This window comes from Mycobacterium sp. D16R24 (assembly GCF_002013385.1).
In the GTDB taxonomy this organism is placed as follows: domain Bacteria; phylum Actinomycetota; class Actinomycetes; order Mycobacteriales; family Mycobacteriaceae; genus Mycobacterium.
Genome location: NZ_MAEV01000002.1, coordinates 63,077 through 88,364, shown reverse-complemented (window position 1 = coordinate 88,364; position 25,288 = coordinate 63,077). Strand labels below are relative to the sequence as shown.

General features: G+C 63.3%; 30 protein-coding genes. 13 read left to right on the top strand and 17 right to left on the bottom strand.

Going from position 1 to position 25,288, the window contains the following annotated elements; all coding sequences use genetic code 11:
- Positions 1 to 3 precede the first annotated feature (3 nt).
- Positions 4 to 519 carry an Lrp/AsnC family transcriptional regulator gene (locus B4383_RS01405; RefSeq protein ID WP_078287650.1) on the bottom strand — a complete coding sequence of 172 codons (516 nt, stop codon included), beginning with the start codon at positions 517 to 519 and terminating at the stop codon, positions 4 to 6.
- Positions 520 to 615: 96 nt separating this feature from the next.
- Here B4383_RS01405 and ald point away from each other — a divergent pair, with 96 nt between their 5' ends.
- A complete protein-coding gene (ald, locus tag B4383_RS01400) occupies positions 616 to 1,731 on the top strand; it encodes an alanine dehydrogenase (protein ID WP_078287649.1) in 1,116 nt (371 codons plus the stop codon).
- A gap of 79 nt (positions 1,732 to 1,810) precedes the next feature.
- On the opposite strand, the gene B4383_RS01395 is transcribed toward ald, so the two are convergent.
- From B4383_RS01395 to B4383_RS01370, 6 genes are all read right to left on the bottom strand, one after another.
- Entirely contained in the window at positions 1,811 to 2,836 is a 1,026-nt protein-coding gene (locus B4383_RS01395; RefSeq protein WP_078287648.1) for a hypothetical protein, read from the bottom strand.
- Positions 2,833 to 4,353: an NAD(P)/FAD-dependent oxidoreductase gene (locus B4383_RS01390; protein ID WP_078287842.1), complete on the bottom strand. Its 1,521-nt coding sequence runs from the start codon at positions 4,351 to 4,353 to the stop codon at positions 2,833 to 2,835. The genes B4383_RS01395 and B4383_RS01390 overlap by 4 nt, the downstream gene beginning before the upstream one ends.
- Positions 4,354 to 4,485: 132 nt before the next feature.
- Entirely contained in the window at positions 4,486 to 5,307 is an 822-nt protein-coding gene (locus tag B4383_RS01385) for an SDR family oxidoreductase (protein ID WP_078287647.1), read from the bottom strand.
- Between the two features lie 9 nt (positions 5,308 to 5,316).
- On the bottom strand, positions 5,317 to 6,093 hold the full coding sequence (locus tag B4383_RS01380) for a DUF2182 domain-containing protein (protein ID WP_078287646.1): 777 nt from the start codon (positions 6,091 to 6,093) through the stop codon (positions 5,317 to 5,319).
- A gap of 29 nt (positions 6,094 to 6,122) precedes the next feature.
- Positions 6,123 to 7,436, bottom strand: a complete 1,314-nt coding sequence (locus B4383_RS01375) for a pitrilysin family protein (protein ID WP_191986382.1) — start codon at positions 7,434 to 7,436, stop codon at positions 6,123 to 6,125.
- Positions 7,420 to 9,687 (bottom strand): polyribonucleotide nucleotidyltransferase, encoded by a 2,268-nt coding sequence (locus tag B4383_RS01370; protein WP_078287644.1) that lies wholly within the window; start codon positions 9,685 to 9,687, stop codon positions 7,420 to 7,422. The genes B4383_RS01375 and B4383_RS01370 overlap by 17 nt, the downstream gene beginning before the upstream one ends.
- 58 nt (positions 9,688 to 9,745) lie before the next feature.
- Between B4383_RS01370 and B4383_RS27355 the strand changes: the two genes are divergently transcribed.
- Positions 9,746 to 9,925, top strand: coding sequence for a hypothetical protein (locus B4383_RS27355; protein ID WP_078287643.1), 180 nt, complete (start codon positions 9,746 to 9,748; stop codon positions 9,923 to 9,925).
- 48 nt (positions 9,926 to 9,973) lie between these two features.
- On the opposite strand, the gene B4383_RS01360 is transcribed toward B4383_RS27355, so the two are convergent.
- The 3 genes from B4383_RS01360 to B4383_RS01350 all read right to left on the bottom strand — a co-directional run bounded on the left by B4383_RS01360 (position 9,974) and on the right by B4383_RS01350 (position 11,823).
- Entirely contained in the window at positions 9,974 to 10,480 is a 507-nt protein-coding gene (locus B4383_RS01360; protein WP_078287841.1) for a hypothetical protein, read from the bottom strand.
- 17 nt (positions 10,481 to 10,497) lie between these two features.
- On the bottom strand, positions 10,498 to 10,767 hold the full coding sequence (rpsO, locus tag B4383_RS01355; protein WP_078287840.1) for a 30S ribosomal protein S15: 270 nt from the start codon (positions 10,765 to 10,767) through the stop codon (positions 10,498 to 10,500).
- Between the two features lie 93 nt (positions 10,768 to 10,860).
- A complete protein-coding gene (locus B4383_RS01350) occupies positions 10,861 to 11,823 on the bottom strand; it encodes a bifunctional riboflavin kinase/FAD synthetase (protein WP_078287642.1) in 963 nt (320 codons plus the stop codon).
- A gap of 77 nt (positions 11,824 to 11,900) precedes the next feature.
- Between B4383_RS01350 and B4383_RS01345 the strand changes: the two genes are divergently transcribed.
- The 6 genes from B4383_RS01345 to B4383_RS01320 all read left to right on the top strand — a co-directional run bounded on the left by B4383_RS01345 (position 11,901) and on the right by B4383_RS01320 (position 15,982).
- Positions 11,901 to 12,623, top strand: coding sequence for a metal-dependent transcriptional regulator (locus B4383_RS01345; RefSeq protein WP_078287641.1), 723 nt, complete (start codon positions 11,901 to 11,903; stop codon positions 12,621 to 12,623).
- Position 12,624: 1 nt separating this feature from the next.
- Positions 12,625 to 13,197, top strand: a complete 573-nt coding sequence (locus B4383_RS01340; protein ID WP_078287640.1) for a DUF4262 domain-containing protein — start codon at positions 12,625 to 12,627, stop codon at positions 13,195 to 13,197.
- A gap of 105 nt (positions 13,198 to 13,302) precedes the next feature.
- On the top strand, positions 13,303 to 13,620 hold the full coding sequence (locus B4383_RS01335; protein WP_078287639.1) for a WXG100 family type VII secretion target: 318 nt from the start codon (positions 13,303 to 13,305) through the stop codon (positions 13,618 to 13,620).
- Positions 13,621 to 13,624: 4 nt separating this feature from the next.
- Positions 13,625 to 13,936: a WXG100 family type VII secretion target gene (locus B4383_RS01330; RefSeq protein ID WP_078287638.1), complete on the top strand. Its 312-nt coding sequence runs from the start codon at positions 13,625 to 13,627 to the stop codon at positions 13,934 to 13,936.
- 1 nt (position 13,937) lies between these two features.
- A complete protein-coding gene (locus tag B4383_RS01325) occupies positions 13,938 to 15,251 on the top strand; it encodes a polymorphic toxin type 37 domain-containing protein (protein ID WP_078287637.1) in 1,314 nt (437 codons plus the stop codon).
- A complete protein-coding gene (locus B4383_RS01320; RefSeq protein ID WP_078287636.1) occupies positions 15,248 to 15,982 on the top strand; it encodes a hypothetical protein in 735 nt (244 codons plus the stop codon). Before B4383_RS01325 ends, B4383_RS01320 begins: the two co-directional genes overlap by 4 nt.
- Before the next feature lie 3 nt (positions 15,983 to 15,985).
- Here B4383_RS01320 and truB read toward each other — a convergent pair whose 3' ends face one another.
- The 4 genes from truB to B4383_RS01300 are packed head-to-tail and all read right to left on the bottom strand — an operon-like array spanning position 15,986 to position 18,968.
- Positions 15,986 to 16,882 (bottom strand): tRNA pseudouridine(55) synthase TruB, encoded by an 897-nt coding sequence (gene truB, locus B4383_RS01315; protein ID WP_078287635.1) that lies wholly within the window; start codon positions 16,880 to 16,882, stop codon positions 15,986 to 15,988.
- Complete coding sequence (locus B4383_RS01310) at positions 16,879 to 17,520, bottom strand: 4'-phosphopantetheinyl transferase (RefSeq protein WP_176138381.1); 642 nt, start codon at positions 17,518 to 17,520, stop codon at positions 16,879 to 16,881. The genes truB and B4383_RS01310 overlap by 4 nt, the downstream gene beginning before the upstream one ends.
- Positions 17,521 to 17,524: 4 nt before the next feature.
- Positions 17,525 to 18,478, bottom strand: coding sequence for a metallophosphoesterase (locus B4383_RS01305; RefSeq protein ID WP_078287633.1), 954 nt, complete (start codon positions 18,476 to 18,478; stop codon positions 17,525 to 17,527).
- Positions 18,479 to 18,491: 13 nt separating this feature from the next.
- Positions 18,492 to 18,968, bottom strand: coding sequence for a carboxymuconolactone decarboxylase family protein (locus B4383_RS01300; RefSeq protein WP_078287632.1), 477 nt, complete (start codon positions 18,966 to 18,968; stop codon positions 18,492 to 18,494).
- A gap of 119 nt (positions 18,969 to 19,087) precedes the next feature.
- Between B4383_RS01300 and B4383_RS01295 the strand changes: the two genes are divergently transcribed.
- On the top strand, positions 19,088 to 19,693 hold the full coding sequence (locus B4383_RS01295; protein ID WP_078287631.1) for a DUF3558 family protein: 606 nt from the start codon (positions 19,088 to 19,090) through the stop codon (positions 19,691 to 19,693).
- A gap of 11 nt (positions 19,694 to 19,704) precedes the next feature.
- On the opposite strand, the gene B4383_RS01290 is transcribed toward B4383_RS01295, so the two are convergent.
- Positions 19,705 to 19,974 carry a DUF2277 domain-containing protein gene (locus tag B4383_RS01290; protein ID WP_078287630.1) on the bottom strand — a complete coding sequence of 90 codons (270 nt, stop codon included), beginning with the start codon at positions 19,972 to 19,974 and terminating at the stop codon, positions 19,705 to 19,707.
- A gap of 81 nt (positions 19,975 to 20,055) precedes the next feature.
- Here B4383_RS01290 and B4383_RS01285 point away from each other — a divergent pair, with 81 nt between their 5' ends.
- From B4383_RS01285 to B4383_RS01275, 3 genes are read left to right on the top strand one after another with little or no spacing between them, the layout of a single operon-like run.
- Positions 20,056 to 21,297 (top strand): acyl-CoA dehydrogenase family protein, encoded by a 1,242-nt coding sequence (locus B4383_RS01285; RefSeq protein WP_139360474.1) that lies wholly within the window; start codon positions 20,056 to 20,058, stop codon positions 21,295 to 21,297.
- The gene (locus tag B4383_RS01280) at positions 21,273 to 22,406 is read left to right on the top strand and encodes an acyl-CoA dehydrogenase family protein (protein WP_078287629.1); all 1,134 of its coding nucleotides are present in this window, start codon (positions 21,273 to 21,275) and stop codon (positions 22,404 to 22,406) included. The genes B4383_RS01285 and B4383_RS01280 overlap by 25 nt, the downstream gene beginning before the upstream one ends.
- Positions 22,403 to 23,161 (top strand): enoyl-CoA hydratase, encoded by a 759-nt coding sequence (locus tag B4383_RS01275; protein ID WP_078287628.1) that lies wholly within the window; start codon positions 22,403 to 22,405, stop codon positions 23,159 to 23,161. The genes B4383_RS01280 and B4383_RS01275 overlap by 4 nt, the downstream gene beginning before the upstream one ends.
- A gap of 99 nt (positions 23,162 to 23,260) precedes the next feature.
- Here the strand turns inward: B4383_RS01275 and B4383_RS01270 are convergent, their stop codons facing one another.
- Positions 23,261 to 23,482: a hypothetical protein gene (locus B4383_RS01270; protein ID WP_078287627.1), complete on the bottom strand. Its 222-nt coding sequence runs from the start codon at positions 23,480 to 23,482 to the stop codon at positions 23,261 to 23,263.
- A gap of 120 nt (positions 23,483 to 23,602) precedes the next feature.
- Between B4383_RS01270 and B4383_RS01265 the strand changes: the two genes are divergently transcribed.
- A complete protein-coding gene (locus B4383_RS01265) occupies positions 23,603 to 23,965 on the top strand; it encodes a hypothetical protein (protein ID WP_078287626.1) in 363 nt (120 codons plus the stop codon).
- Here B4383_RS01265 and B4383_RS01260 read toward each other — a convergent pair whose 3' ends face one another.
- On the bottom strand, positions 23,966 to 25,273 hold the full coding sequence (locus B4383_RS01260; RefSeq protein WP_078287625.1) for an MATE family efflux transporter: 1,308 nt from the start codon (positions 25,271 to 25,273) through the stop codon (positions 23,966 to 23,968).
- Between the last annotated feature and the right edge of the window lie 15 nt (positions 25,274 to 25,288).

Below are 25,288 nucleotides of genomic sequence, written 5' to 3'. Positions count from 1 at the left end.
CATCTACAGGGGGGCTCCCCCGCGTAGATGTTCGAAGATCAATGACGTCTGCGTGCCCGCGACATCGGGCTGTGCGTTGAGTTTCTCAACCACGAAGGACCTCAGGTCCTCGGTGTCGCGGGCCGCCACGTGCAGGATGTAGTCGTCGGCGCCCGCCAGGAAGTACACGTCGATGACCTGTGGCAGCTCACGGATATCCCGGATGAACGTGCGGATCTTCCCTCGCGCGTTGGCCTGCAGGCTCACCGAGATCATCGCCTGCAGCGGTCGTCCGATGGCGGCCGGATCGACGTCGGTGAAGAATCCACGGATCACCCCGGATTCCTGAAGACGTCGGACCCGTCCATGGCAGGTGGACGCCGCGATCCCCACGGCGTCCGCGAGCGCACTGTTGGGTATTCGTGCGTCATCGTGCAGTTCCATCAGAATGCGGCGGTCCACGTCATCGAGATCCACGCGCCGAACATCATTCGGCGTGGGCGGCATGTCGAACCGAGATTCTGGTGATTTTGCGGCCATTTTTGCAATGTACCGAATCTTTCACATAAATATTGCGCCTTTCTCGACGCTTCTTCACACTTGAACATGAGACTTAGTTCTGAACAGGAGAAGATTGTGCGCGTAGGGATCCCGACCGAGATCAAGAACAACGAGTACCGTGTGGCCACCACCCCTGCAGGCGTGGCCGAGCTGACCCGCCGTGGCCATGAGGTGATCATCCAGTCCGGCGCGGGCGAAGGCTCCTCGATTTCCGATGTGGACTTCAAAGCCGCTGGCGCACAGGTCATCAACGGCGCCCAACAGATCTGGGCCGAGGCTGATCTCCTGCTCAAGGTCAAGGAACCGATCGAGCCCGAGTACGCGCTGATGCGTCGCGGCCAGACCTTCTTCACCTATCTGCACCTGGCCGCATCACTGCCATGCACCGAGGCGCTGCTGAAGTCGGAAACCACGTCGATCGCGTACGAGACCGTGCAGACCGCCGACGGCGCACTCCCCCTGCTGGCCCCGATGAGTGAAGTGGCCGGGCGGCTCTCCGCGCAGGTCGGTGCATACCACCTGATGACTCCGGTGGGCGGCCGCGGCGTGGTGATGGGCGGCGTACCGGGTGTCGGCCCCGCCGACGTGGTCGTCATCGGCGGGGGCGTCGCCGGATACAACGCCGCGCGGATCGCCGCCGGAATGGGAGCTCACGTCACGGTTTTCGACGTCAACCTCAACAAACTGCGTGAACTGGACGCGGAATTCGGGGGCACCATCCGGACCCGGTACTCATCCACATTGGAACTGGAGGGTGCCGTCAAGCGCGCTGACCTGGTGATCGGCGCCGTGCTCATCCCGGGTGCCAAGGCACCCAAACTCGTGTCGAATTCACTTGTAGCCCAGATGAAACCGGGCTCGATACTGGTCGACATCGCGATCGATCAGGGCGGATGCTTCGCCGACTCGCGCCCCACCACGCACGACGAGCCCACCTACTCGGTGCACGACAGCGTGTTCTATTGCGTGGCCAACATGCCCGGCGCCGTGCCGCGGACATCCACCTTCGCCTTGACCAACGCCACCATGCCCTACGTACTGGCACTGGCCGACAAGGGCTGGCGGCAGGCCTGCCGCGACGATGCAGCACTGGCCAAGGGACTCTCGACACATGAGGGTGCGCTGCTGAATACGCATGTCGCGTACGACCTGGGTCTGGCGTTCACCGATCCCGCGGAACTGCTGTTCTAGAGAACACGTTCCGAGGTGCCCGCCTCTGAGCGACACACCCGGTCGGCCCGGGGAACTATTGCTCTAAGGCGGGCACTGACTACACCGCGGTCTCGGCGGTGAGGTCGTTGGTCCACGTCGGTGTCTTGATCTTCTTGCGATACGGCACCTTGTCGTTGAACTTGTTCACCGCGCGACCCACCTTGTGCAGCGGATGATCGAAGTCCGTGAAGTAGGTGCTGTTGACGATCGGGTACCGCAGCACCCGGAAGATCGGCAACCGGCTGGCATTGCTGCTCTTGCGGCCCCCTGATTCCGCATAGCGATCGAACGCACGCTGAATCAGAATCGTGTCGATACCCATGTTCCGCATCGCATCACCCACCCGGGTCAGGAAGCCCGCGAACCGGATGACGTGAGGATTGGCCAACCCGACGGCACGGACGATGGTCACCGGCTTGAGCAGCGGCGCCACGTCCTCCACCAGCATCCTGGAGAACTTGCGGGTGCCCAGCATGTCCATGACCGCGAAACCGATTGCCAAGTGCCGTGATTCGTCGGAGTTGATCTTGGCGAACACCTCATGGAACAGCGGATCCTCGACCTCACCGGACAGGAACTTCAGCACGGCGCCATCGAGCCCCACCTCGAAGAACGGGATGACGGTAGCCATGTAGACGAACGGGAGGCGCCGGTCACCGAGGTTGTCGAACCCGCGTAACGCCTGCAGCAAGGCTTTGATGTCCCCGGACTGCGGCGGAATCTCGCCCTCTTCCAGCATGCCCCACCGGCGCATCAGTGCGATCTCGGCGTTGGCGTGCCGCTGTTCCTCGGCGTGGAAATAGCTGTAGATCTCCCGCAATGTGTCGTTCGGGGCAGTGATACCCAACGTCCCCATCATCCGACCGCCGATGTGCTCGATCCACACCAGATCCGACATGAACTGCTTGAGATCGTCGAACTGCTCGGGGTTGATGGTCTCGGCCCCGGGCTTGGCCCAGTCAAAGTCCGCCAGTGTCCACTGCCTGGCCTTGATCTTGACGAGGACATTCTCAAAGAATTCGTCGTTCTTCGAGATGTCTTTGGTGTTCTCTCTGGTCAGCTCGTCTGGCAGTACAGCGGTCATTGGGCTACCCCTAACTTCGCGGAATGGGCGGAATCGAGTTCCTGCTGGGTGAGGATCTTGTAGTCGGCAGCGTCGACATCGGCCAACACACGCCGGAATTCACTTGTCGTGCCGGGGAAGAGCTCGCTGGCGACGGTTTCCGCGGGCTTGTACCAGCGGAACGCACCATCGCGCCAGGTGGTTCGATCGAATCGTCGTACGGCACGCGCCTGCTCACGTTCGAGAGACTCCCGGCGCACTTCGATTGAGACAAAAGCCAACGAATCAACCAATGCCAAAGACGCTGTCACATAGTCGATTTGCGCCTCGATATGCGAAACGCCCGCCAACGCGTTGGACCCGGAACCTGGTCCGGTGAGCAAGAACAGATTCGGGAATCCCGGCACGTTCACACCGCGGAAGGCCTTCGGCTGTGAACCCCACTGCTCGTCCAGTGTCGAACCGTCCGCCCCCTTGATGGCGAAGGGTGCCTCGACCAGCACCTCCGGGTCGTCGAGCGCGAAGACCAGACAGTCGGCCTTGTGGGTCATGGCATCGGCCGACCGCACCCCGACGGCACTCACTCCCGTGACGGGCCACGGCACCAGCTTGCAATTGTCCTGCTGCAACGCCGAATAGAAGTCATCGGAGAAAAGAATCCGGCGGCTGCCCACACGGTAGGCCGGCAGCAGGTTACGACGCAGCCAGGGGTCCTTCACATTGCGGTTGAGGTGGTTCTCGGCCACTGCCTCGACAAACCGGGTGCCCACTCCGCGCCACACCAGACCGCGACGCAGCGCGTCATGCGAGCGGCTAGCCAGCCGTCCCGCAATGGACCCCGACGCACGGGAGAACAGTCGTCCGACCACGCTCGACGATTCGGCACCCCAGCGTGGGAGCACCCAATCCGGGGTGCGCTGAAACACCCGCACGCGCGCTGCCGTCTTGACCAGCTCGGGCACTACGTGCACCGCGCTGGCCCCCGCGGCGATCACCGCGACGTTGCGGCCCGTGAAATCGAAGTTCGGATCCCAGTCCGCTGTGCTCAGGACCGGTCCGTCGAACTGCTCGATACCGTCCAGTTCCGGTGGCAACGGTGATGTTCCGGCGCCAACCGCCAGGATGACTCGCCGCGCGAAAATCGACTTCTTGCCCGCCACCGTGATCCGCCAGGTGGCCTGCGCGGGTTCGAAGGCAAGCGCGGTCACCCGATGCCGCAATCGCAGTACCGGCTCCAGATCATGCCGCGCGATGAGATCGCGGTGATACGACAGCACACCTTCACGTGAAGCCCACACCGAACGGGAAGACGTGTTGGGCGAAAACGCATACGACTGCTGGGCGGCCAACTCGTCGCCCGTGACGGGAGCAAATGTGCTGCGTCGCCAGTAACCGCCAACGTCGGGTGCTTGTTCGAGAATCAGCAGGCTTTCCACCCGGGCCTGGCGCAATCTGACCGCCATTCCCAGCCCCGCCATGCCGGCGCCGATGACCACAACGTCAACGGGGTTATTGACTGCCATGTGTGCGGATACCACCCTCATCTTCGTTGACGAATCGCTAAGTTACGTCAACGCTAGCAGGCAGAGGGCCTGATACGACAAGAGACGAGTCAGTCACACCCGTTGCAAATAAGTGATCCACATCACAATTGGATGGGCCACACCGCGCTACTGAGGCTTGAGCTGCTCTTCGAGTGCACGCTGGTAGCGCCGCATACCGGCGATCCACCGACCGTAGTCGGCACCCTTCTGCCGGTACATGTCGAGCACCTGCGGGTGCGGCAGCACCAGGAACGCGCCCTCGCGGATTGCGTCGAGTGTCATCGCCGCGACGGCTGCGGGCTCGAGCACCTCGCCTGCGGCAGTGATCGACGTTCCCGCCACTTGCACGTCGGGGTCATCGGAATCGGTGAGGCCGTCCAGCAGCGCGGTCTTGACCCCCATCGGGCACAAACAGCTCACCCCGATCCCCTTGTCGCCATACGTAATCGACAACCATTCCGCGAATCCGAGGGCCGCGTGCTTGGTCACCGAGTAGGCAGGTGAACCGATCTGTGTCAGCAGCCCGGCCGCCGATGCAACCGACAGAAAGTATCCGCGCCCGCGTTCCAGCCAACCCGGAACCAGCGCAGTGGCGGCCCTGATATGCGCGCGCAGGTTCACGTCGATGGTGAGGTCCCACGCGGTTTCCCCGATGTCGAGTCCGAGCCCTCCGGCGATGCCGGCATTGGCGGCGTAAAGATCGACAGGGCCGAATTCCTTCTCCGCCAACGCAATGAGATTCTCGATATCGGCGACAGAACTGGCATCGGCCTGCTGTCCGAGGATGGCTAACGGGTCTGATGCCGCTGCGGCGGTACGCAGGGCGGCATCTCCGTCGATATCGGATGCGACCACCTTGGCGCCCGCGTCCGCGAGACCCCAAGCCAGAGCCTGTCCGATTCCTGAACCGGCTCCGGTGACAATGGCGACGCTGCCGTTGATATCCATGTTCGAACCCTATTGGACGGCCGCAAAGATCCCGACCGCGGCGGCCGCGACGACAAAAAGCACCGCAAGAATCCGTGCTGTCCGGCGGGGATACCGAGTGAATCGCTCCCACGTGACCGCAACCGTCAACGGCACCATCCACAGGAGGTGCGCCGAGGGCGCGACGGCCATTGTCAGCATCATGGCCCAGCAGGATCGGATACACGCCCACCCACTGACTGCCCCGAACCCTATGAGGCCCTTGGCCGCCGGCCATCCACCCGGCGGCAGCGGTGTCGACCGGTGACAGTCGCCGAGCGCCCGACATTTCCATGGGGTGAGCTGCCAGATTGCCGCCAGTAGGAGCGCACCCCCGAACATCCACCATCGGTTGATGTTGGCGGCCATCGGTAGCGCGAGGGTGATGAGGAGGCCAACCGCGGTCCACAGCGCCAGCCACACCGCCGCATAGACCGTGAGCGCGCGCCCGCGGCCCCGCGGGGTGTTCTGCTCGACGTACTGAACCGCGGGCAAAGTGGCCGGCCCCATCATCGCGATGGTCATGACAATCCAGGAGACGATCGCGACCCACAGCACCGGCTGATGCACCACGGGGGTGGCCATCGGTGCCATGTTTGCATGGTCCATGCCATGCATATGCCCGGTGACCGGGGCTGGCGTATGGCCGGCCGCATGTTGCGGGAGGAACGCGAAACCCAACCACGACAACAGAATTATCGCGGTCGTGATCCCCGTATATCTGCCAGCGACCAGTTCCCTGACGCGCTGGATCGCGTTGGCGACCATCAGCTCAAGAGTATCTTGCCGGCGGTCACCTAGCGTGCGGATTCAATCATCGTTCGCAGTGCGCGCGGCAACGTCCGCTTGGATCGGTACGGACCCACCACCGCCGCCCCGGCGGGACTACTGAGCAACTGACGCGCGATGCCATTGACTTCGTCGGTCGTCACGGCGGCGATTTTGTCCAGGGTCGCGGAAATCGTGCGGTGCTTACCGTTGTTCAACTCACTGCGGCCCATTCGGTTCATGCGGGATGCTGAATCCTCAAGCCCCAGAACAAGTCCACCGGCCAAGGCCCCCTTAGCCCGGTCGATCTCCACTGCGGTGAACCCGTCCTCGACCACCGACGCCAGTACCTGCGATGTCACCTTGGCCACCTCGTCGAAGCGCTCCGGCGAGCAGCCCGCGTACACCGACAACGCACCGGTGTCCGAGAAGGTATCCACCGTCGAGTAGACGGCGTAGACCAACCCACGCTGCTCGCGAATCTCCTGGAACAAGCGGGAACTGAGCCCACCGCCCAATGCGCTGTTGAGCACCGACAGCGCCCAGCGGTATTGCCAGCCGCGTCCCGGGGTGCGCACACCCAGAGAGAGATGTACCTGTTCACCGTCGCGCGACACCAATTCCAGTCCCGGCTTGGCCGTGACTCGGCCGCTCCCCTTGCGCGGCGCCACCGTCGTCACCGCTGAGTCCAGATGCGACTTGAAGTACTTGCGCGCCAACCGCACTACGCGATCGTGCTCGATGTTCCCGGCCACGGCCAGCACCATGCGTTCGGGGCGGTATCTCCGTACGTGAAAGGAATGCAACTGTGCCCGCGTCATCGTCGATATCGATTCCGAGCTACCGAGCACGCTGCGGCCTATCGGGTGATCGCCGAAAAGTGACCCGAGGAATGCCTCCCCCAACAGGTCCTCAGGGTCATCGTCGCGCATCGCGATTTCTTCGAGCACGACGTCGCGCTCGACCTCGACATCCTCACTGGCGCATCGCCCGCGCAGCACCACGTCGGCTACCAGATCGATCGCCAGCTCCAGGTCGGAGTCCAGCACATGTGCGTAGTAACACGTCTGCTCGCGTGCGGTGAAGGCGTTCAGCTCACCGCCGACGGCGTCAATCGACTCTGCGATATCGGCCGCCGACCGGGTGGGCGTGGACTTGAACAGCAGGTGTTCGAGGAAGTGCGCCGCACCGGCGACGCTGCGCCCCTCATCGCGTGACCCGACGTCGACCCACACCCCGACGGACGCCGAGCGCACCGAGGGCATTGCCTCGGTGACCACTCGGAGACCACCAGGAAGGACCGTGCGGCGGACCGCGTTCGGAACGCTACTCCGCGACGGCATCTGCCGGCTTGGCCTCGGCCGCACCGTTATTGTCGGCGGAAGCGTCCGCGGCGTCATCGTCACCGACCGGAACCAGCGAGATCTTGCCGCGGTTGTCGATATCGGCGATCTCGACCTGAATCTTGTCGCCGACCTTGACCACGTCCTCAACCTTGGCGATCCGCTTGCCCTTACCGAGCTTGCTGATGTGCACCAGTCCGTCGCGGCCCGGCAACAGGGAAACGAAAGCTCCAAAGTCAGTGGTCTTCACCACCGTTCCGAGGAAACGCTCACCGATCTTGGGCAACTGCGGGTTGGCGATCGCGTTGATCAAGTCGATCGCCGCCTGCGCTGCCTCGCCGTTGGAGGCGCCCACGAACACGGTGCCATCATCCTCAATGGAGATGCTGGCGCCGGTCTGCTCGGTGATCGAGTTGATCATCTTGCCCTTGGGCCCGATCACCTCGCCGATCTTGTCGACCGGCACCTTGATCGTGGTGATGCGCGGCGCGAACGGGCTCATCTCGTCGGGAGCGTCGATGGCCTCGGCCATCACCTCGAGAATGGTGGCGCGGGCATCCTTGGCCTGCGACAGCGCGGCGGCCAGCACCTGCGACGGGATGCCGTCGAGCTTGGTGTCCAGCTGCAGAGCCGTGACGAAGTCCTTGGTACCGGCGACCTTGAAGTCCATGTCGCCGAAGGCATCCTCGGCACCCAGGATGTCGGTGAGCGCAACAAAGCGGCGTTCGGTGGTGCCATCGGCGAGCTCGATGTCATCGGACACCAGGCCCATGGCGATACCGGCGACGGGAGCCTTCAGTGGCACACCGGCATTCAGCAGTGACAGGGTCGAGGCGCAGACCGAACCCATCGAGGTGGATCCATTGGAGCTCAACGCCTCCGAGACCTGACGGATGGCGTACGGGAACTCCTCGACGCTCGGCAACACCGGCATGAGCGCACGCTCAGCGAGGGCGCCGTGCCCGATCTCGCGACGCTTCGGCGAGCCGACGCGACCGGTCTCACCGGTGGAGAACGGCGGGAAGTTGTAGTGATGCATGTAGCGCTTCGAGGTCTCCGGCCCCAACGAGTCGATCTGCTGCGCCATCTTGACCATGTCAAGGGTGGTGACGCCCATGATCTGGGTCTCGCCACGCTCGAACAGCGCGCTGCCGTGCGCCCGCGGGATCACGGCGACCTCGGCCGACAGGGCGCGGATATCGGTGACACCGCGGCCGTCGATGCGGAACTGGTCCTTCAAGATGCGCTGGCGCACGAGCTTCTTGGTGAGCGAGCGGAATGCCGCGCCGATCTCCTTCTCGCGGCCATCGAAGCCCTCCTGCAGACGGCCGAGAACCTCAACCTTGACCTCGTCGGTCTTCTCGTCGCGCTCGGCCTTGCCCGCGATGGACAGGGCCTGCGACAGCGGCTCGGTGGCCACCGCGGCGACCGCAGCGAAAGCATCGTCCTGGTAATCGGGGAACAGCGGGTACTCGGCGACAGGCTTGGCGGCCTTCTCGGCCAGCTCCTGCTGCGCGGTGCACAGCGCGGCGATGAACGGCTTGGCGGCCTCAAGACCCTCGGCGACAACGCTTTCCGTAGGCGCACCGGCGCCACCCTCGATAAGAGCGATGACGTTATCGGAGGCCTCGGCCTCGACCATCATGATGGCGACATCGTCGCCCGCCCTACGGCCCGCGACCACCATGTCGAACACGGCCGACTCCAGCTGCTCGACGGTGGGGAACGCCACCCACTGGCCCTCGATCAGGGCCACCCGCACACCGCCAACGGGGCCGGAGAACGGCAGCCCGGAGATCTGGGTGGATGCCGATGCGGCGTTGATGGCCAGCACGTCGTACAGGTCGGCGGGGTTCAGGCTCAGCACCGTCACCACAACCTGGATTTCGTTACGCAGCCCGCTGATGAAGGTCGGACGTAGCGGCCGATCGATCAGACGACAGGTCAGGATGGCATCGGTGGAGGGACGTCCCTCGCGGCGGAAGAACGAGCCGGGGATGCGACCCGCGGCGTACATACGCTCCTCGACGTCAATGGTCAGCGGGAAGAAGTCGAAATGGTCCTTGGGGCTCTTGCTGGCGGTCGTGGCCGACAGCAGCATGGTCTCGTCGTCCAGGTACGCGACGACGGCGCCGGCGGCCTGCTGGGCCAGCCGTCCGGTCTCAAACCGGATGGTGCGGGTGCCGAAGGTCCCGTTGTCGATGGTGGCGGTGGACTCGAAGACGCCTTCTTCAATTTCTGTTGCAGACATGGGTTCTGGAATACCTCTCGTACGTTCTCAGTTGGCAGCACGTGGCTGTATTGGGCATATGTGCCATCACGCGGTCAGCGCGCGGACGTACCAGCGCGAAGTGGACCCGGAAGGTGATCGGCCACGGCCGTTCGATCGAAGCGGCCGGGGATCGATGATCCACTTGCGCGAAGAGCGCAAGCTCCGAACCCGGCAGCCACTACCGAAGACCGCCCGTTACCCGGCGGGACCAGCATGACAACCCAGACACCCTATCACCTGCGGCGTTTGCGGCCATGCAGCTTGATCAGGGCAGTTCCTCCACACACACGGTGAAGTTGCGGTCGACATAGGGGTAGCCAAGTCCGGTGATGCAGTCATCTGCTGTCGAGACTTCCTGCAGAACTTGGGTGACGCGTTTCTTGTTCTGAGCGTTGCCGTCGTTGCAGTCCACACGCACCGGGTCACCGTCCCACTTGTCGGGGACACTCATGCAGCTGCCGACCACCCAGTCGATGTCCAGACACAGAGCCTGACTCTTGCGACCGAAACCGCGCTTGGCGTAGTAGGAAGAGTCGGCATCGCGTGGACAGTCCGCATCCGTCGCAGTCTTAGCGAAGACCTTGAAATTGGACTTGGGACTGCCGCACGGTTCCTTGATCATCTTGGCGTGCTGATCGGAACCGCTGAGGTTGACGCAGTCGCCGACGGTCAGGCCGTCGGTGGCGGCCGATATCGAACATGCCGACAACACGGCCGCACCGACAGCGACAAGAACGATGGATATCGCACCTGAGATTCCAGATCGACCCAGTCGAGGGGAAGCCAAAGTCAGCGGCGCAGGCCCAGGCGTTCGATCAGCGAGCGGTAGCGCGCGACGTCGACCTTTGCGATGTACTTCAGCAGGCGGCGACGACGGCCGACCAGCAGCAGCAGACCACGACGGCTGTGGTGGTCGTGCTTGTGAGTCTTGAGGTGCTCGGTCAGATCGACGATGCGCTTGGTCAGCATCGCGACCTGGGCTTCGGGAGAACCGGTGTCGGTCTCGTGCACCCCGTACTGGGTGAGGATTTCTTTCTTCTGCTCGGTAGTCAATGCCACGGCAAGCTTCTCCATCACTGGGGTTCGCGTCGAATGTTTCTGGTGGGCCACCGCGAACTGCAGCTCACACCGGTGTTGAAGTGTACCGGCGGGTTAGCCTCGCGCCAAAATCGTGCGGGCCTTCTGGGCATCGCGGCCCATTTCGTCCACGAGTTCATCCACCGAAGCGAACTTCTCCATGCTGCGGACCCGTGCCACGAAATCGACGGCCACATGCTGGCCGTACAGGTCTGCCGCGGTGTCCATGATGAACGCCTCGACGGTGCGGGCCTTACCGGAGAACGTCGGGTTGCTGCCCACCGAGACCGCCGCCTGATAGCGCTCACCAGGGACAACGGTGCCCATGGTGGGACCGTGCCCTAACAACGTGAACCAGGCCGCGTAGACGCCGTCGGCGGGAATGGCGGCGAACATCGGCGGCGCCACATTGGCTGTGGGGAATCCCAGTTCCCGGCCGCGCCCGTCACCGCGGACCACGACGCCTTCGACCCGGTGGGGACGGCCGAGGGCTTCGGTGGCCGCCACCATGTCGCCGGCGTCCACACAGGACCGGATGTATGTCGAGGAGAACGTGACCGCATGCTCGGTGACGAGAGAGACGGCGTCGATCTTGAAGCCGAATCGCTCGCCCGCCTTCTTGAGCATGTGGACGTTACCGGCGGCCTTCTTGCCGAAAGTGAAGTTCTCTCCGACCACCACCTCGGCCACGTGTAAACGCTCGACCAGCAGCTCGTGCACGTATCGCTCGGGCGAGAGCTTCATGAATTCGGGGGTGAAGGGCACCACGAGGAAGACATCGACACCCAGTTCCTCGGCCAACTCGGCGCGCCGGGTCAAGGTCGTGAGCTGCGCCGGATGGGTTCCGGGAAACACAACTTCCATCGGGTGCGGGTCGAACGTCATCAAGACGCTCTTGAGGTTGAGTTCGCGTGCGGCCTTCACCGCGCGCCCGATGAGTTCGGCGTGGCCACGGTGTACACCGTCGAACACGCCGATGGTCAGGACGCACCGACCCCAGTCGGACGGTATTTCGTCTTGCCCGCGCCAGCGTTGCACGGCCTAAAGCCTACTTCGGAAGATGCGGGAAGGCCGACTTGGCTTTCAGAGGTCGCTGCCTGGCTAGGCTGGGCCCCGTGAGCCCCACTCGATCCGACCGGCCCGCCGGATCCACCGATATCGACCTGACGACGGTGGCCCAGGACTACCTCAAGGTGATCTGGACCGCCCAGGAGTGGTCACACGAGAAGGTGAGCACCAAGATGCTCGCCGAACGCATGGGCGTGTCGGCAAGCACCGCGTCCGAATCGATCCGCAAGCTGGCCGACCAGGGTCTGGTGGATCACGAGAAGTACGGCGCCGTGACCCTGACGAACCAGGGACGCAAGGCGGCGGTACTCATGGTGCGCCGGCACCGTCTGCTGGAGACGTATCTGGTCAACGAGCTCGGCTACGGCTGGGACGAGGTGCACGACGAGGCCGAGGTGCTCGAGCACGCGGTCTCGGATCTGCTGTTAGCCAAGATCGATGCGAAGCTCGGTCATCCGCAGCGCGATCCGCACGGAGACCCGATTCCCGGCCCTGACGGGCAGGTGCCCACTCCCCCGGCCCGCCAGCTGTCGGACTGCGCCAACGGCGATACCGGCGTGGTGGCCCGGATCTCCGATTCAGATCCGGAAATGCTGCGCTACTTCGACACCGTCGGCGTGGCACTGGATGCCCGCGTGACGGTCGACGAGCGGCGAGACTTCGCCGGAACCATCTCGGTGTCAATTGACAGCGACAGATCGGGCAGCGGTGAGAAGAAGCTAGAGCTGGGAAACCCTGCAGCGCAATCAATTTGGGTCGTACTCGATTGAAATGACCGACCACGTCGCATGTGAGTGCCTACTGTGCATCGACTACGGCGACCGCCATGACTACAACGACAGCGATCGTGACATCATCGGCAGCGTCACCGAATACGGTTGGAGTGCACTGGGAATCGGCCCCACATCGTCGGAGGAAAGCCCGCCGTTCGCCTACACCGTAGGGCTGTGGCACACCATGCGTCTGCCCGAGCTAGCGATCTACGGAGTCAACGACATCACGATGATGCAGCGCGCCCTCAACGCGGTTGCCAAACAGGCACAGGAAGGGCGGGTCCTGCAGGTCGGAGAGACATTCGAGGATGTCCTCGCGCTACCTGCGGTGACGGACTACCAGGTGAAGCTCTCCCCTGTCGACCCGAGTTGGTATCACAACGAATTCGGATTCGGATTGTGGTTCAACCGGACCAACCACGTGCGGTACCTGCAGATCCTCTGGCCCGATGGCGAGGGCCGCTTTCCAGGGAACCCCGAGCTCGATCCGCATTTCGCCGACCGCCAGCCATTGATGTGGATGCCCAGGGAGTTACACCCGCCGAGCCGGTGGATCCGTCCGGTCGATTGATCTGTTTTTTGTGAGCATGAACATCCGCGGAAAAGATGGAACCGAATCACGACTAGCCGCGTCAGACCCATAAAGAACCGCATCGAACCCAGGGAGGGCGAGGTAATGACGTCAACCGGCAATGCGCCATTGCAGGTGGTAATCGACGAGGTCAGTGCGCTCAGCAAGTTCGCCGCGGACCTTGCGGACCAAATGAGAGCGGGGTCAAGTTCACTGGATCGCGAGGTCCAGTCGTTGTTCGGCGTCTGGAAGGGCAGTGCCGCGGACTCGTACCGGTCCGGATGGGACGAAATGCAGGACGGCGCAACGAAAGTGTGGAATACGCTGACGGATATCGCCTCTACGCTGGACTCAAATGCTGGGGCATTCCATGCGCAGGAGACCTCAACCGCGTCATCCATCACTGCGACACAGGCGAGCTGACGGAATGGCCGCCCACGTGGAATCGGAGTTCTCCTTCGATCTCGACCACATCGAGCAGGTGACATCGCGCGCTCGGGGTTTCAAGGAGTTTGTCACCGAGAACCTCGACCAGCTGGAGTCGCGCGCACAGAAGCTGGTGCAAAGCGGACAGTGGACCGGTGCCGCTGCCGCCGGATACGCCGAGGCCCACAAGGAGTGGATGGACGCGGCACGTGAGCTTGTCGAGGGGTTGAACCAGATGGAAGAGGCCGCGCGAACCGCTCATGGCGCCTACTCGGAGGCCCAAGAAGCCAATCTTCGAATGACGCGGGGTTGATGTGCCAGTTGTCGTCGAATCAGCGGCGTACTACGCGGCCGCCAACACCTGTTACAAACTCTCGACCGACATCCAAGCCGCGTTCAAGCCGCTATCCCGTGTCCTGACTCTCGAAACTAGCGGAATGGCGGGCGGCTATCAGGCCGTTAAGGCTTGGTCGAGCGGCTACGACGAACGTGCAGGCGCTCTCGTGATGGTGACTACTGATTACGCCAGAGCGCTACAACGCCTGGGAGACATTCTCATTGCGGCCGGCTACAACTGGGCAATAGCCGACTGGCGAGCGAATCGCGATCCCAACAAGGGCACGGGCCCGGCCTGCCCTCGGACAATCCCGTCTGAATTACCTTATGGGGCAGACGTTGTCGTCGGTGTGGCATCGTCAAAACACAACGGCCCAGGTCTTGAGTCGGATGTGCCCGACCTGTATAAGAAGGTCGTTGCGCAGGTGGCGGGCGGCGAGATCCCGGACGGTGATACCGACAAGCTCGATCGTGCGGCCAAGGCATGGAAGACGTTTGCCGATAACGACGCGATCTCACGGGGTGAATCAGACCTCAGGCTCTCGGCTAACGCATTGAGTAACTTTCATGCCCCAGATATCCCGAACCTCAGCGATCATCTCACGACGCTCTCGACAAGTGCAGGCAGAATCAGGCTGGCCGCAAGCGATCTCGCGACCTCGACGACCGCCCACTACGCGGCGCTCAATCAGCTGCGCTCAGATATGCAGTTCGCGGTCGCCAGCACTCTCGGTGTTGGAATAGCCGCCATCGCCGCGATCGCCGTTATCACTCGCGGGCGTGCTACCGCGGGAGGTGCGGAGATCGCAGCCACAGCAGTAGACGCCTGTGCATCAGCGCTCGCGGCATGCGTCCCCCCGTTCCTTACGACGTTGGGCGGCATCACCTTTAGCGCGGGATCAATTACCGCGGCCGGGCTCGGCGCGATCATAGGACTGTCGATTGCAACGATTACGGGCGAAACAATCGTCTATTCGAATCGCAAGCCGCCCAACGACGCATTTGACAAGAACGGAGCCAAGGCGCCGGGCTATCCGGGTGACTATCCAGCGGGGTCATTGCCACGGGAGTTCATACCTCCGAAGGACGGTCCCAAATGGGTGCCTAACCCGAACCCTAGAGGCAAAGGTTTCGGCTGGGAGGATGCTAGCGGAAACGTCTGGGTTCCCACCGGCCCGCGCCCAGGACTCGCTCACGGTGGGCCGCACTGGGACGTGCAACATCCCGATGGCACGTACGACAATGTTCGGCCGCCACTACCAGAGCCAGAAGCTAGCGGAGGAAAACCATGACCGACGGACAAACGGTAGCCCTTGAGGCAACAGGCATTAGCTATGGCTCCCAAAATGACGAGGCTGCATTTTTCGGCCGATTAGACAGCATCGCCGCCGTCCAGTCGTACGCCGGAGGCCATGGGCGGACGGAAGTGATCACCGTAAGCCTTGACTCTATCGACGAGGACGATTTACGTGAGTTCGTCGCACTCTATCGTCGGTACGACATTGAGCCGAGGGAATTGCGGGTCTTGAACGCTGGGCGGTTCGGAGCTTGGTTCAGTGACCCAGATCGTTGGTGGTACAACGAAGTTTTCGGCCAGAGACCGATAGACAATGAGTTGCGGTCAAGCGCAGAACTTGACCCTTGGGAAGACAAAGGTCACAAGTGGGATGCTCGAGAAGCTCACGACAGTCATGCAAACGTCTGGCCTAACACTGACGGTAACAGCGATACCAAGGTAGAACTCGTCGCACGAGGTGTCACTTTCTACTCCCACGGCGACGAAAAGGCATTTTTTCAGTGGCTCAACAGAATACCTGGTTTTGAGTCCTATCAAGGGCAGGGTTCAACACTGCGCATCGCCGTGAACCCAGACATCGGCGAGGAATGGGACCCCGCAGAATTCGTTGCCTTGTATCGCAGATACAACATCGACATAAGAGAGCTACGAGTTCTTTTCACAAGTCGCCTCGACCCCTGGTATAGCGACCCCAAGCGTTACTGGCACAACGACATCTTCGGGTAACCGCTACAGATTCGCCGGGCGCAGGACCACGACCGATGTCGTCCGAGAACCTTTGTCCGCCAACAACGCAATGACCCGATTGTCGGAATCCACCGCGGCGTAGGTGCCTCCGATGCCGGCCGCCGACAACGGCCGTCCATTGCGCACCGAGTCGACCTCTGCCGCATCCAGATCGCGCCGGGGGAACCCGTCCCGGCACGCGGTGTCAAGGTCCAGGGTCAACGTCGCGTCCTCGGCCAGCTCCTCGAGTGTGCGCGCACGCTCCAACGTGAAATCACCAACCCTGGTGCGGCGTAATGCCGTCAGATGTCCACCCACACCCAGCGTGGCACCCGCATCACGGGCTAACGCCCGGATGTACGTCCCCGAGGAGCAATCGACTTCCACATCCACATCGACATGCCCATCGCCCGGCCTGCGCACTGCCAGCACGTCGAACCTCGAGATGTTCACGGGTCGGGCCGCCAGCTCGACCGACTGTCCCTCCCGCGCCAGCTTGTAGGCACGCTGCCCGTCGACCTTGATCGCACTCACCGAGGACGGCACCTGTTCAATATTCCCACGCAGCGGTGCCACGGCCGCCTCGATATCTTCATCGGTCACGTGGGATGCCGAAACCGTCTGCAACACCTCGCCTTCGGCGTCATCGGTGCTGGTGCTCTGCCCAAGCCGGATGGTGGCCACGTACGACTTGGTCGTCAGTGTCAGCAGTCCCATGATCTTGGTGGCACGTTCTATGCCGATCACCAGTACACCGGTGGCCATCGGATCGAGAGTCCCGGCATGCCCCACCTTGCGAGTGGAAAACAGCCTCCGGCAACGCGATACCACGTCATGGCTCGTCATCCCGGCGGGCTTGTCCACAATCACAAGGCCGGCGCGACTCAAGGGATCGGTCACTGCACCACGATCGCGGTCAAGATCAGGCCCTTGTCGATGATCCAACGCCCGTCGAACACCGACAGCACACTGCCGTCATTGGCCTTGCCGTCTATCAGGATTCGCGAGGTGAAAGTCCCGTCGGGATCGAGCGTGATGTGGGCGTCCTCAAAGCCAAGCCAGCGAGTTGTCAGCGGGAACCACGCCTTGTACGTCGTTTCCTTGGCGCAGAACAGCAGCCGGTCCCAATGTGTACCGCCAGGTAGCGCCGCAAGTTCATCACGCTCGACCGGCAGGGTAATCGATTTGAGCACACCGTTGGGTAGCACGTCGTGCGGTTCGGCGTCGATCCCCACCGAGCGCACCTCCCCTGCTCGCCCTACCACCGCGCCGCGGAATCCCTCCGTGTGTGTCATGCTGCCCACCACCCCGTCGGGCCACAGCGGCTGCCCCTTGTCCCCCTTGAGAATCGGGGCTTCGGGCACTCCGAGCACGGATAGGGCCTGGCGCGCGCAGTACCGCACTGTGATGAATTCATTGCGCCGCTTGGCCACCGATTTGGCGATCAGCGGTTCCTCTTCGGGCAGCGGAACCAGCCCGGGCGGATCCTCATAGAGTTCGGCCGAGGACAGCACATCGGGAACTACCGAGGCGATCAACTGGTCACTCACTGGCACGCTCCTTGGCAAGCCGTTCACGGAATCGCTTGGCCGTCACCCTCATCTGCTCGGTGATCTCGAAATGACCTCCGAACTCGTTGAGATAGCCGGCCGGATAATGCGGGACGGGAAGGATCTGCCGAAGCCACGAATACGGTTTGCGTTGTGCCCATTCCCGCGGATAGCCAACCGAGACCTCCTCGAAGCGCACCTCGTCATACCAGGTGGTGCGTGGGATGTGCAGATGGCCGTACACCGAGCACACCGCGTTGTAGCGGGTGTGCCAGTCCGCGGTCTCGGTGGTCCCGCACCACAGCGAGAATTCGGGATAGAACAACGCATCGCAGGGCTCCCGCACCAGCGGGAAATGGTTCACCAGGACCGTCGGCGTCATCCAGTCCAAATCGTCCAGCCGCTTCTTGGTGTACCGCAACCGATCTCGGCACCAGGCGTCACGTGTTGCGAAAGGTTCACTGGAGAGTAGGAACTCATCGGTTGCCACGACATTGCGGTCGCGGGCGATCTTCAGACCCTCGGCCTTGGTATTGGCCCCCTCCGGCAGAAATGTGTAGTCGTACAACACGAACATCGGCACGATGGTCGCGGGACCACCTTGTTCTATCCACACCGGATATGGATGCTCGGGCGTGACGACACCCATCTCGTCGCACATGTTGACCAGATAGTCGTAGCGGGACTGTCCGAAGATCTGCATCGGATCGCGCGCCGTCGTCCATAACTCATGGTTCCCCGGCACCCAGATCACTTTGGCGAACCTGCGCCGCAACAGATCCAGCGCCGCCCGGATGTCATCAGTGCGCTCGGCCACATCACCGGCGACGATCAGCCAGTCCTCGGGTGAGGCCGGATGAAGTTCTTCGAGAACGGACTTGTTGGCCGACTGCCCGACATGCAGGTCGCTGATAGCCCAGAGCCTGGGCTCCCGTTCCTGCGTCATCCGGCCAATGTACCTACAGGTTTATCTTGCAACTCTGTCCCACGTCGAGAACCCGGAGCGCTCGTCCGCTTCCCACCCAGAACGCGCAGGACAGCGCCAGGTCGGTCAACAGCCCGTCGTCGAAGTGCGAGCGCGCCCGTTCCCAGAACTCGTCGTCCTCACGCAACCCCACGTGATCGGTTGCAAAGCGGTGTGCGAACTCGGCCGCGGTCCGCTCAGCCTCGCTGTACCGCGGCGAAGTGCGCCACTGCTCGGCGTCCGCATAGAAGTCGCCGTCCAACTCGCCGCTCTGAACGAAGCGGGTGTTCTGACAGACGGAGCATTCATTCGCGAAGGCCACAGCCATACGTGCGAGCTCTCGGACCCCGATCGGAAGCCGGCTGCGGTTGTAGACCGCGTCCGAAAATCCCGCAAAGCCGGGCGTCATCTCGGGTGAACCCATCAGCCAGCCGGCCACATCGTCGTCCGCGTAGTTCCCAATTCGTGCCATGGCGTCACGATACTCCGAGACTAGAACGTGTTCTAGTGTTTTCGGTGTTCCGTATGAGACCGCGAGGCACGCGGCTAGACTTCGGCGCACCGCGGCCGATCAGATTGAGGTGGATTCGCATGGCCCGAAGGGCTGGACTGGTCATAGTGCTGATGGCGCTGACGCTGAGCGGTCTTGTTGTCTGGCGCACCGCCCCAGCCGAACACGCGACCAGCGCACCGATCGAGCTGCGTTTCTCCACGGCGCCCATGACCGCCACCGCAGGCACGGGGGCCACCACCACGATCAAGTGGCCGGTCGTCCCGGTCACAGATCCTCGCCCTTTCGATCCCTGTTACGACATCCCCGGCTCGGTCATCGCCGCAGCAGGTCTTGACCAGACGCCGCCCGCTCCCGAAGAGGGCCTGCGCTGCCGGTACGACTCGCGCAACAACTACCAATTGGCCGTCGAGGCGGTCGTGTGGCGCACCTATGAAGACTCGCTACCGGCCGACGGCGTGGAGACGACCATCCAGGGTCACCGCGCGGCCGAGTACAACATCATGAAACCGACAGACTGGAACAACCAGTGGTGGGTGTCCTGCATGATCACCTTCAAGACCAGTTACGGCGTTGTCCAGCAGTCGCTGTACTACGCATCCCAGAAGTACTCCCCCGACGGCCCCGGCTGTCTCGTGGAAAACCGGCGGGTCGCAAACATTCTCGCGCCCGCCTACAAGTTCTGAGATCGGGCGCGCTAGCCGCGCGCCGCGATGCGGGCTTGCACCTCGGGACGTCGCAGCGGCGGCACTGTCTTGGGTGGCTGCCGACGTGCCGGCAATGAGTCGAGCAGACGCATCGTCGTGGCCGTCACCTCCGTCACCGCGTGCTCAAACGCTTCCCGATTGGCATCGGAGGTCTTCTGAATCCCGCTGATCTTGCGGATGTATTGCCGTGCCGCCGCCTCGATCTCCTGGTCGGTCGCGGCAGGCTCCAGCCCGCGTAGTTCGGTGATGTTCCTGCACATACCTATGACAGTAGGAAGACATTCCCGAAGACGCCATGCCCCACCCACCGGTTAGTTTGCATGCGCGTGTATACGTAAGTCATGCCAGTGACGTCATCGGAGCCGTCTAGCGCGGGATCCAACGCTCTTCACGCGAGCGGTTCATCGCAACGCGACCGGCTCGCCGCCGCCGCACACGAGGTTCTGTCCACCCACCCCCCTGCCTCCACCCCGGTCACCGAACTGCTCGGCGCCGTCTACGACGCGGGCCTGGCCTGGGTCCACTTCCCGGTTGGTCTCGGCGGCCTGAACGCACCGCCCGCACTACAGGCCGTCTCCGACACCATCCTGCGTGCGGCGGGCATGCCAGATCCGTTGTTTATCAACGTGATCGGGTACGGCATGGCGGCTCCCACGGTGCTCGCACACGGACAGCCCGAACTGACCCAGCGGATCCTGCGTCCGCTATTCACCGGCGAGGAACTCTGGTGTCAGCTGTTCAGTGAGCCTGGCGCGGGCTCCGACCTGGCGGGCCTGGCCACCCGCGCGGTGCGTGACGGCGACGACTGGATCATCAACGGCCAGAAGGTGTGGACATCAGGCGCCCACCAGGCGCGCTGGGCGCTGCTGGTGGCACGGAGCAATCCCGAGGTACCCAAGCACCGCGGCCTGACCTACTTCGTGGTCGACATGACAGATCCCGGCGTCGAGGTCCGTCCACTGCGCCAGATGACCGGTGATGCGGAGTTCAACGAGGTTTATCTCACCGATGTCCGCATCCCAGACTCCCAGCGTCTGGGTAATGAAGGCGATGGCTGGCGAGTCTCGATGACGACGCTGATGAACGAGCGCAGCGCGCTGGGCGGGGCGTTCGACCACGGCCGTGGTGGCGGATCGATCGGCAACGCCCTAGATCTTTGGAAGCAGCGACCCGACCTGCACACCCCCGAGCTGCGAGCCAAGCTGACGAATCTGTTCGTGCGCTCGGAGGGAAACCGTTACGGCACACAGATGCGGATCGCCGCGCAGGGCGATGCACCGATGGGGCCGGAGGGGTCGATCGGCAAGCTGATGGGTGCAGAACTCAACCAGCAGATCTACGACTTCTGCGTCGAACTGCTGGGCATTGAGGCGACCCTGTACGCCTCCTACGACATGCGGCGCGTCGTTGAGGATGACCGCCGCGCCGACACCATGTGGGCATTCCTAAGGTCCAAGGCCAACACCATCGAGGGCGGCACCTCCGACGTGATGCGCAACATCATCGGAGAACGCGTTCTCGGACTACCCGGCGATATTCGGGTTGATACCGACAAAGCATGGAAGGACGTGCCCCGCGGATGAGTGAGTTCGAGTTCACCGAAGAGCACGGCGACCTGCGCTCGCTGGTACGTAGTTGGTGCGAACGGGTCTGGACACCCGAGCATGTGCGCCAGATCGCCGACGCCGGCACCGTCGACCTCGACGCCTGGCATGCCCTGGGCTCCGAGCTGGGCGTGGTGGGGCTGAGCCTGCCCGAAGAATATGGCGGTGGCGGCCTGGGCGTTATCGAATTGTCCATCGTGGCAGAGGAACTGGGACGCACACTGGCCTGCCTGCCGTGGATATCGAGCGCAGCACTGGGTGCTACCGCGCTGGCGGCCAGCGGCGACAGTGACGCCCTTGCCGAATGGGTACCCGCTCTGGCCTCCGGTGACAAAACGATCACGCTGGCTGGCGGCCGCACCCGGTTGGCCGACGCCGTCACCGTGTCAGCCGAATCCGACGCCGACGGATGGAAGCTCACCGGGGACGCCGAGCACGTTCCGGACGGCGCCACCGCCGACGTGATTCTGGTGCTCGCCGATACCGACTCGGGTCCAACCCTTTTCGCGGTCGACGGGAACGCATCGGGAGTCGACCGGCACGCTCTGGCCACCCTCGATCTGACCCGGCGCCAGGCCAACATCCACTTCGACTCCACTCCGGCGCGCGTAGTCGGCGAGCAAGGGCAGGGCGCGGATGTCGTGACCACGGCACTCGACGTCGCCGCCACCGTACTAGCGGCCGAACAAGCCGGTATCGCCGCCTATATGCTGGATGTGACAACCGAATACGCCAAGTCCCGAATTCAATTCGGGCGGACCATCGGGTCGTTCCAAGCTGTCAAGCACCGCCTCGCCGATATGGCCGCGGCAGCCGGGAACGTGCGTGGCGCCGCCTATCACGCGGCCTGGTCGCATGACGACCCGAGCCTGGACGATCCCGCGCTGGCCAGCAGCATCGCCCAGCAGGTGGCATCGGCCGGTGCGGTAGAAGTAACCGCCAAGGCCATCCAGAGCCATGGCGGCATCGGATTTACCTGGGAACACGCGGCCCACCTGTACTACAAACGGGCCGTTAGCAATTCGGCACTCTTCGGAGGCCGCGCCATCCACGCCGAACGTATCGCCAAGGAGGTTATCGACGCATGACCGAACAGATTCTCTTGACGCAGACCGAAGACCGGATCTGCACCATCACGCTGAACAGGCCGCAGGCCCGTAATGCGCTGAGCAAGGCCCTCGGTGAGGAGATCGTCAAGGCCGTCACCGCGGCCGACGCCGACGACGATGTTGACGTGATGATCCTGACCGCCGCCGACCCGGTGTTCTGCGCGGGTGTCGACCTCAAGGAACTGGGCAGCGGTGACCGTGCCGATACCCTGGACCCGTGGTGGCCAGAGCTGTCCAAACCCGTCATCGGCGCCATCAATGGGGCCGCCGTCACCGGTGGGCTGGAGCTGGCGCTGGCCTGCGACATCCTGATCGCCTCGGAGAAGGCACGTTTCGCCGATACCCATGCTCGCGTCGGCATTCTGCCCACCTGGGGACTGACTACCCTGCTCCCGCTCTCGGTAGGACGCGGGCTGGCACGGCGCATGAGCCTCACCGGCGACTACCTGTCGGCCGAGGACGCGCTAAGCGCCGGTCTGGTCACCGAGGTGGTTGCCCATGAGGAGCTGCTGCCGGCGGCCAAGCGGCTCGCCGCCACTATCGCCGGCAACAACCAGCCCGCAGTGCGTGAACTCCTGGCCTCCTACCGCCGCATCGAGTCCGAGCTCGTCGGCAACGGCCTTCAGGTGGCCCTCGACGACGCCCACCGGTGGATCGAGCAGAACTCCATCGCCGAGGGTGTTGAGGAACGTCGGGCGGCCATCATGGAGCGCGGTCGCAACCAGAACGCCTAATGGTCCAAGCGACATAGCGCGATCCGGCGACATGCTGGGTCGGCCACGAGTACCGCAAACGGCAGTAGCCGGTTTCACTCCGAAACGCCGCGGTGACCCTTACATCAGGTGCGGCGTCTCTTTGTGGACTTTATGGTCGTGATGCACGGTGCCGCCTACCACCGCGAATCCCAAACCCGCGGTGACCAATAGCGTGATGGCCGCGACCATTCCCCAGCCGTGATGTCCGGAGGCCAACGCCGCCAGCCCCAACGCGGTGATCGTGACCGACACCAGTCCAAGGAAGTAGCCGGTCCACACGGCAAATCGATCAAGGTTCATTTCGAAACACCTCCTCATCCAGCGTTTCCCAGAATACTCCGCAAGTGACCTGGATCACATAGTCAAGCGCTGGCAAACCCCCGATATCATCGGGTGAGCTACACGATCAGGGGGAGAAACATGTCCTATCCACAGCAATATCCGGCCACACCGCCCAGGTACTTTCAGGTACGGCTGACCAAGCACACCGGGATGCTGATCATGTTCAGCACCCGGTCGTACACGATCACCGGGACACTTGAGCAGTGCGAGGCCGCCTACCGCGACGCGCAGACCCACAATCTGGCCGCCGGATGGTGGAGTTTCCTGTCCATTCTCGTCATGAACTGGGTCGCGCTCTTCGGAAACATGGGGCAGATCAAGCAGATTCGGCGATTGGCAGCGCAGCCCCCGACATACCAGGGCTACCCGGCTGCGGGATACCCACCGCCGCCGGCCGGATACCCGCAGCCGCAGTATCCGCAGTACCCCCCGGTGCACTGATCACGAGCCGGTTCCTGGCACCGCCCAGCGGCCCGATGCTGTGCGCCATCCGACCAACAGCAGCCGCAGCACCAGGAAAAGAGTGAGCCCGGACCAGATTCCGGCGAGCCCCCACCCGAAGGCCAACGACAACCACACCAGCGGCAAGAACCCGCACAGCGCGCTGATCATGGTGGCGTTGCGCATGAACCGGGCATCGGCGGCACCCAGCAGCACCCCATCCAGCGCGAACACAAGACCCGAAATCGGCAACTGACACACCAGGAACCACCATGGCACGTGCATCTGATGCAACACCGTGGCATCAGATGTGAACAGCCCCGGCAGTACCGGAGCGCCGAGGGCAAGAAGGGCCGCCAGTACTACCGCGAAGCCCAGCGAGAACGCCGTCACTTTCCACGCCACCGACTTGGCCTCCGACACCCGGCCCGCCCCCAGCGCGGCACCGACGAGCGTTTGCGCCGCGATGGCAAGGGAATCAAGAACCAGCGCAAGAAAACTCCACATCTGCAGGACCACCTGATGCGCCGCCAGCGCTGCCGCCCCAAACCGTGCAGCCACCGCCGCGGCACTGATGAAGCAGGCCTGGAACGCCAGACTGCGCACCAGCAGATCGCGCGCCAACACCAGCTGTGCGCGCAGCACAGGAGGATCCATCCCGAGCCGAACGTGCTCGACGTGCAGGGCGCGTAAGAAAAGGATCGCGGCCAGCCACTGCCCCACCAGATTGGCGATGGCAGACCCCGCCACACCCATCCGGGGTGCTCCGAGCAATCCGTAGATCAGCACCGGGCACAGCACTGCCGAAACCGCAAAGCCGACAATCACATACCGCAACGGCCTGACCGTGTTCTGCACTCCCCGCATCCACCCGTTACCGGCGAGCGAGACCAGGATTGCGGGCGCCGCGAAGATGGCGATACGCACCCACGTCAGACCCTGAGCGGCCACATCCGGTGCCGCGGCGATGGCCCGGACCACCGGCGCGGCCACCATATTCACGATGAGCACCAGGGCGGCCCCGATAAGAAGCGCCAACCAGGTCGCCTGCACACCCTCATGGACAGCGCCCAGGCGGTCACCGGAGCCGAACAGTCGTGCCGCACGGGCGGTGGTGCCGTACGAGAGGAAGGTCAACTGCGTTGCCACGAGCGAAAGCACCAGTCCCCCGACGGCCAAACCGGCCAAAGACACTGCGCCCAGACGGCCCACCATGGCGATATCGAAAAGCAGATACAACGGCTCGGCCGCCAACACGCCTAACGCGGGCACCGCCAAAGCGATGATTCGGCGGGCCAGCCCGGACATCCCGGCCCTACCGGC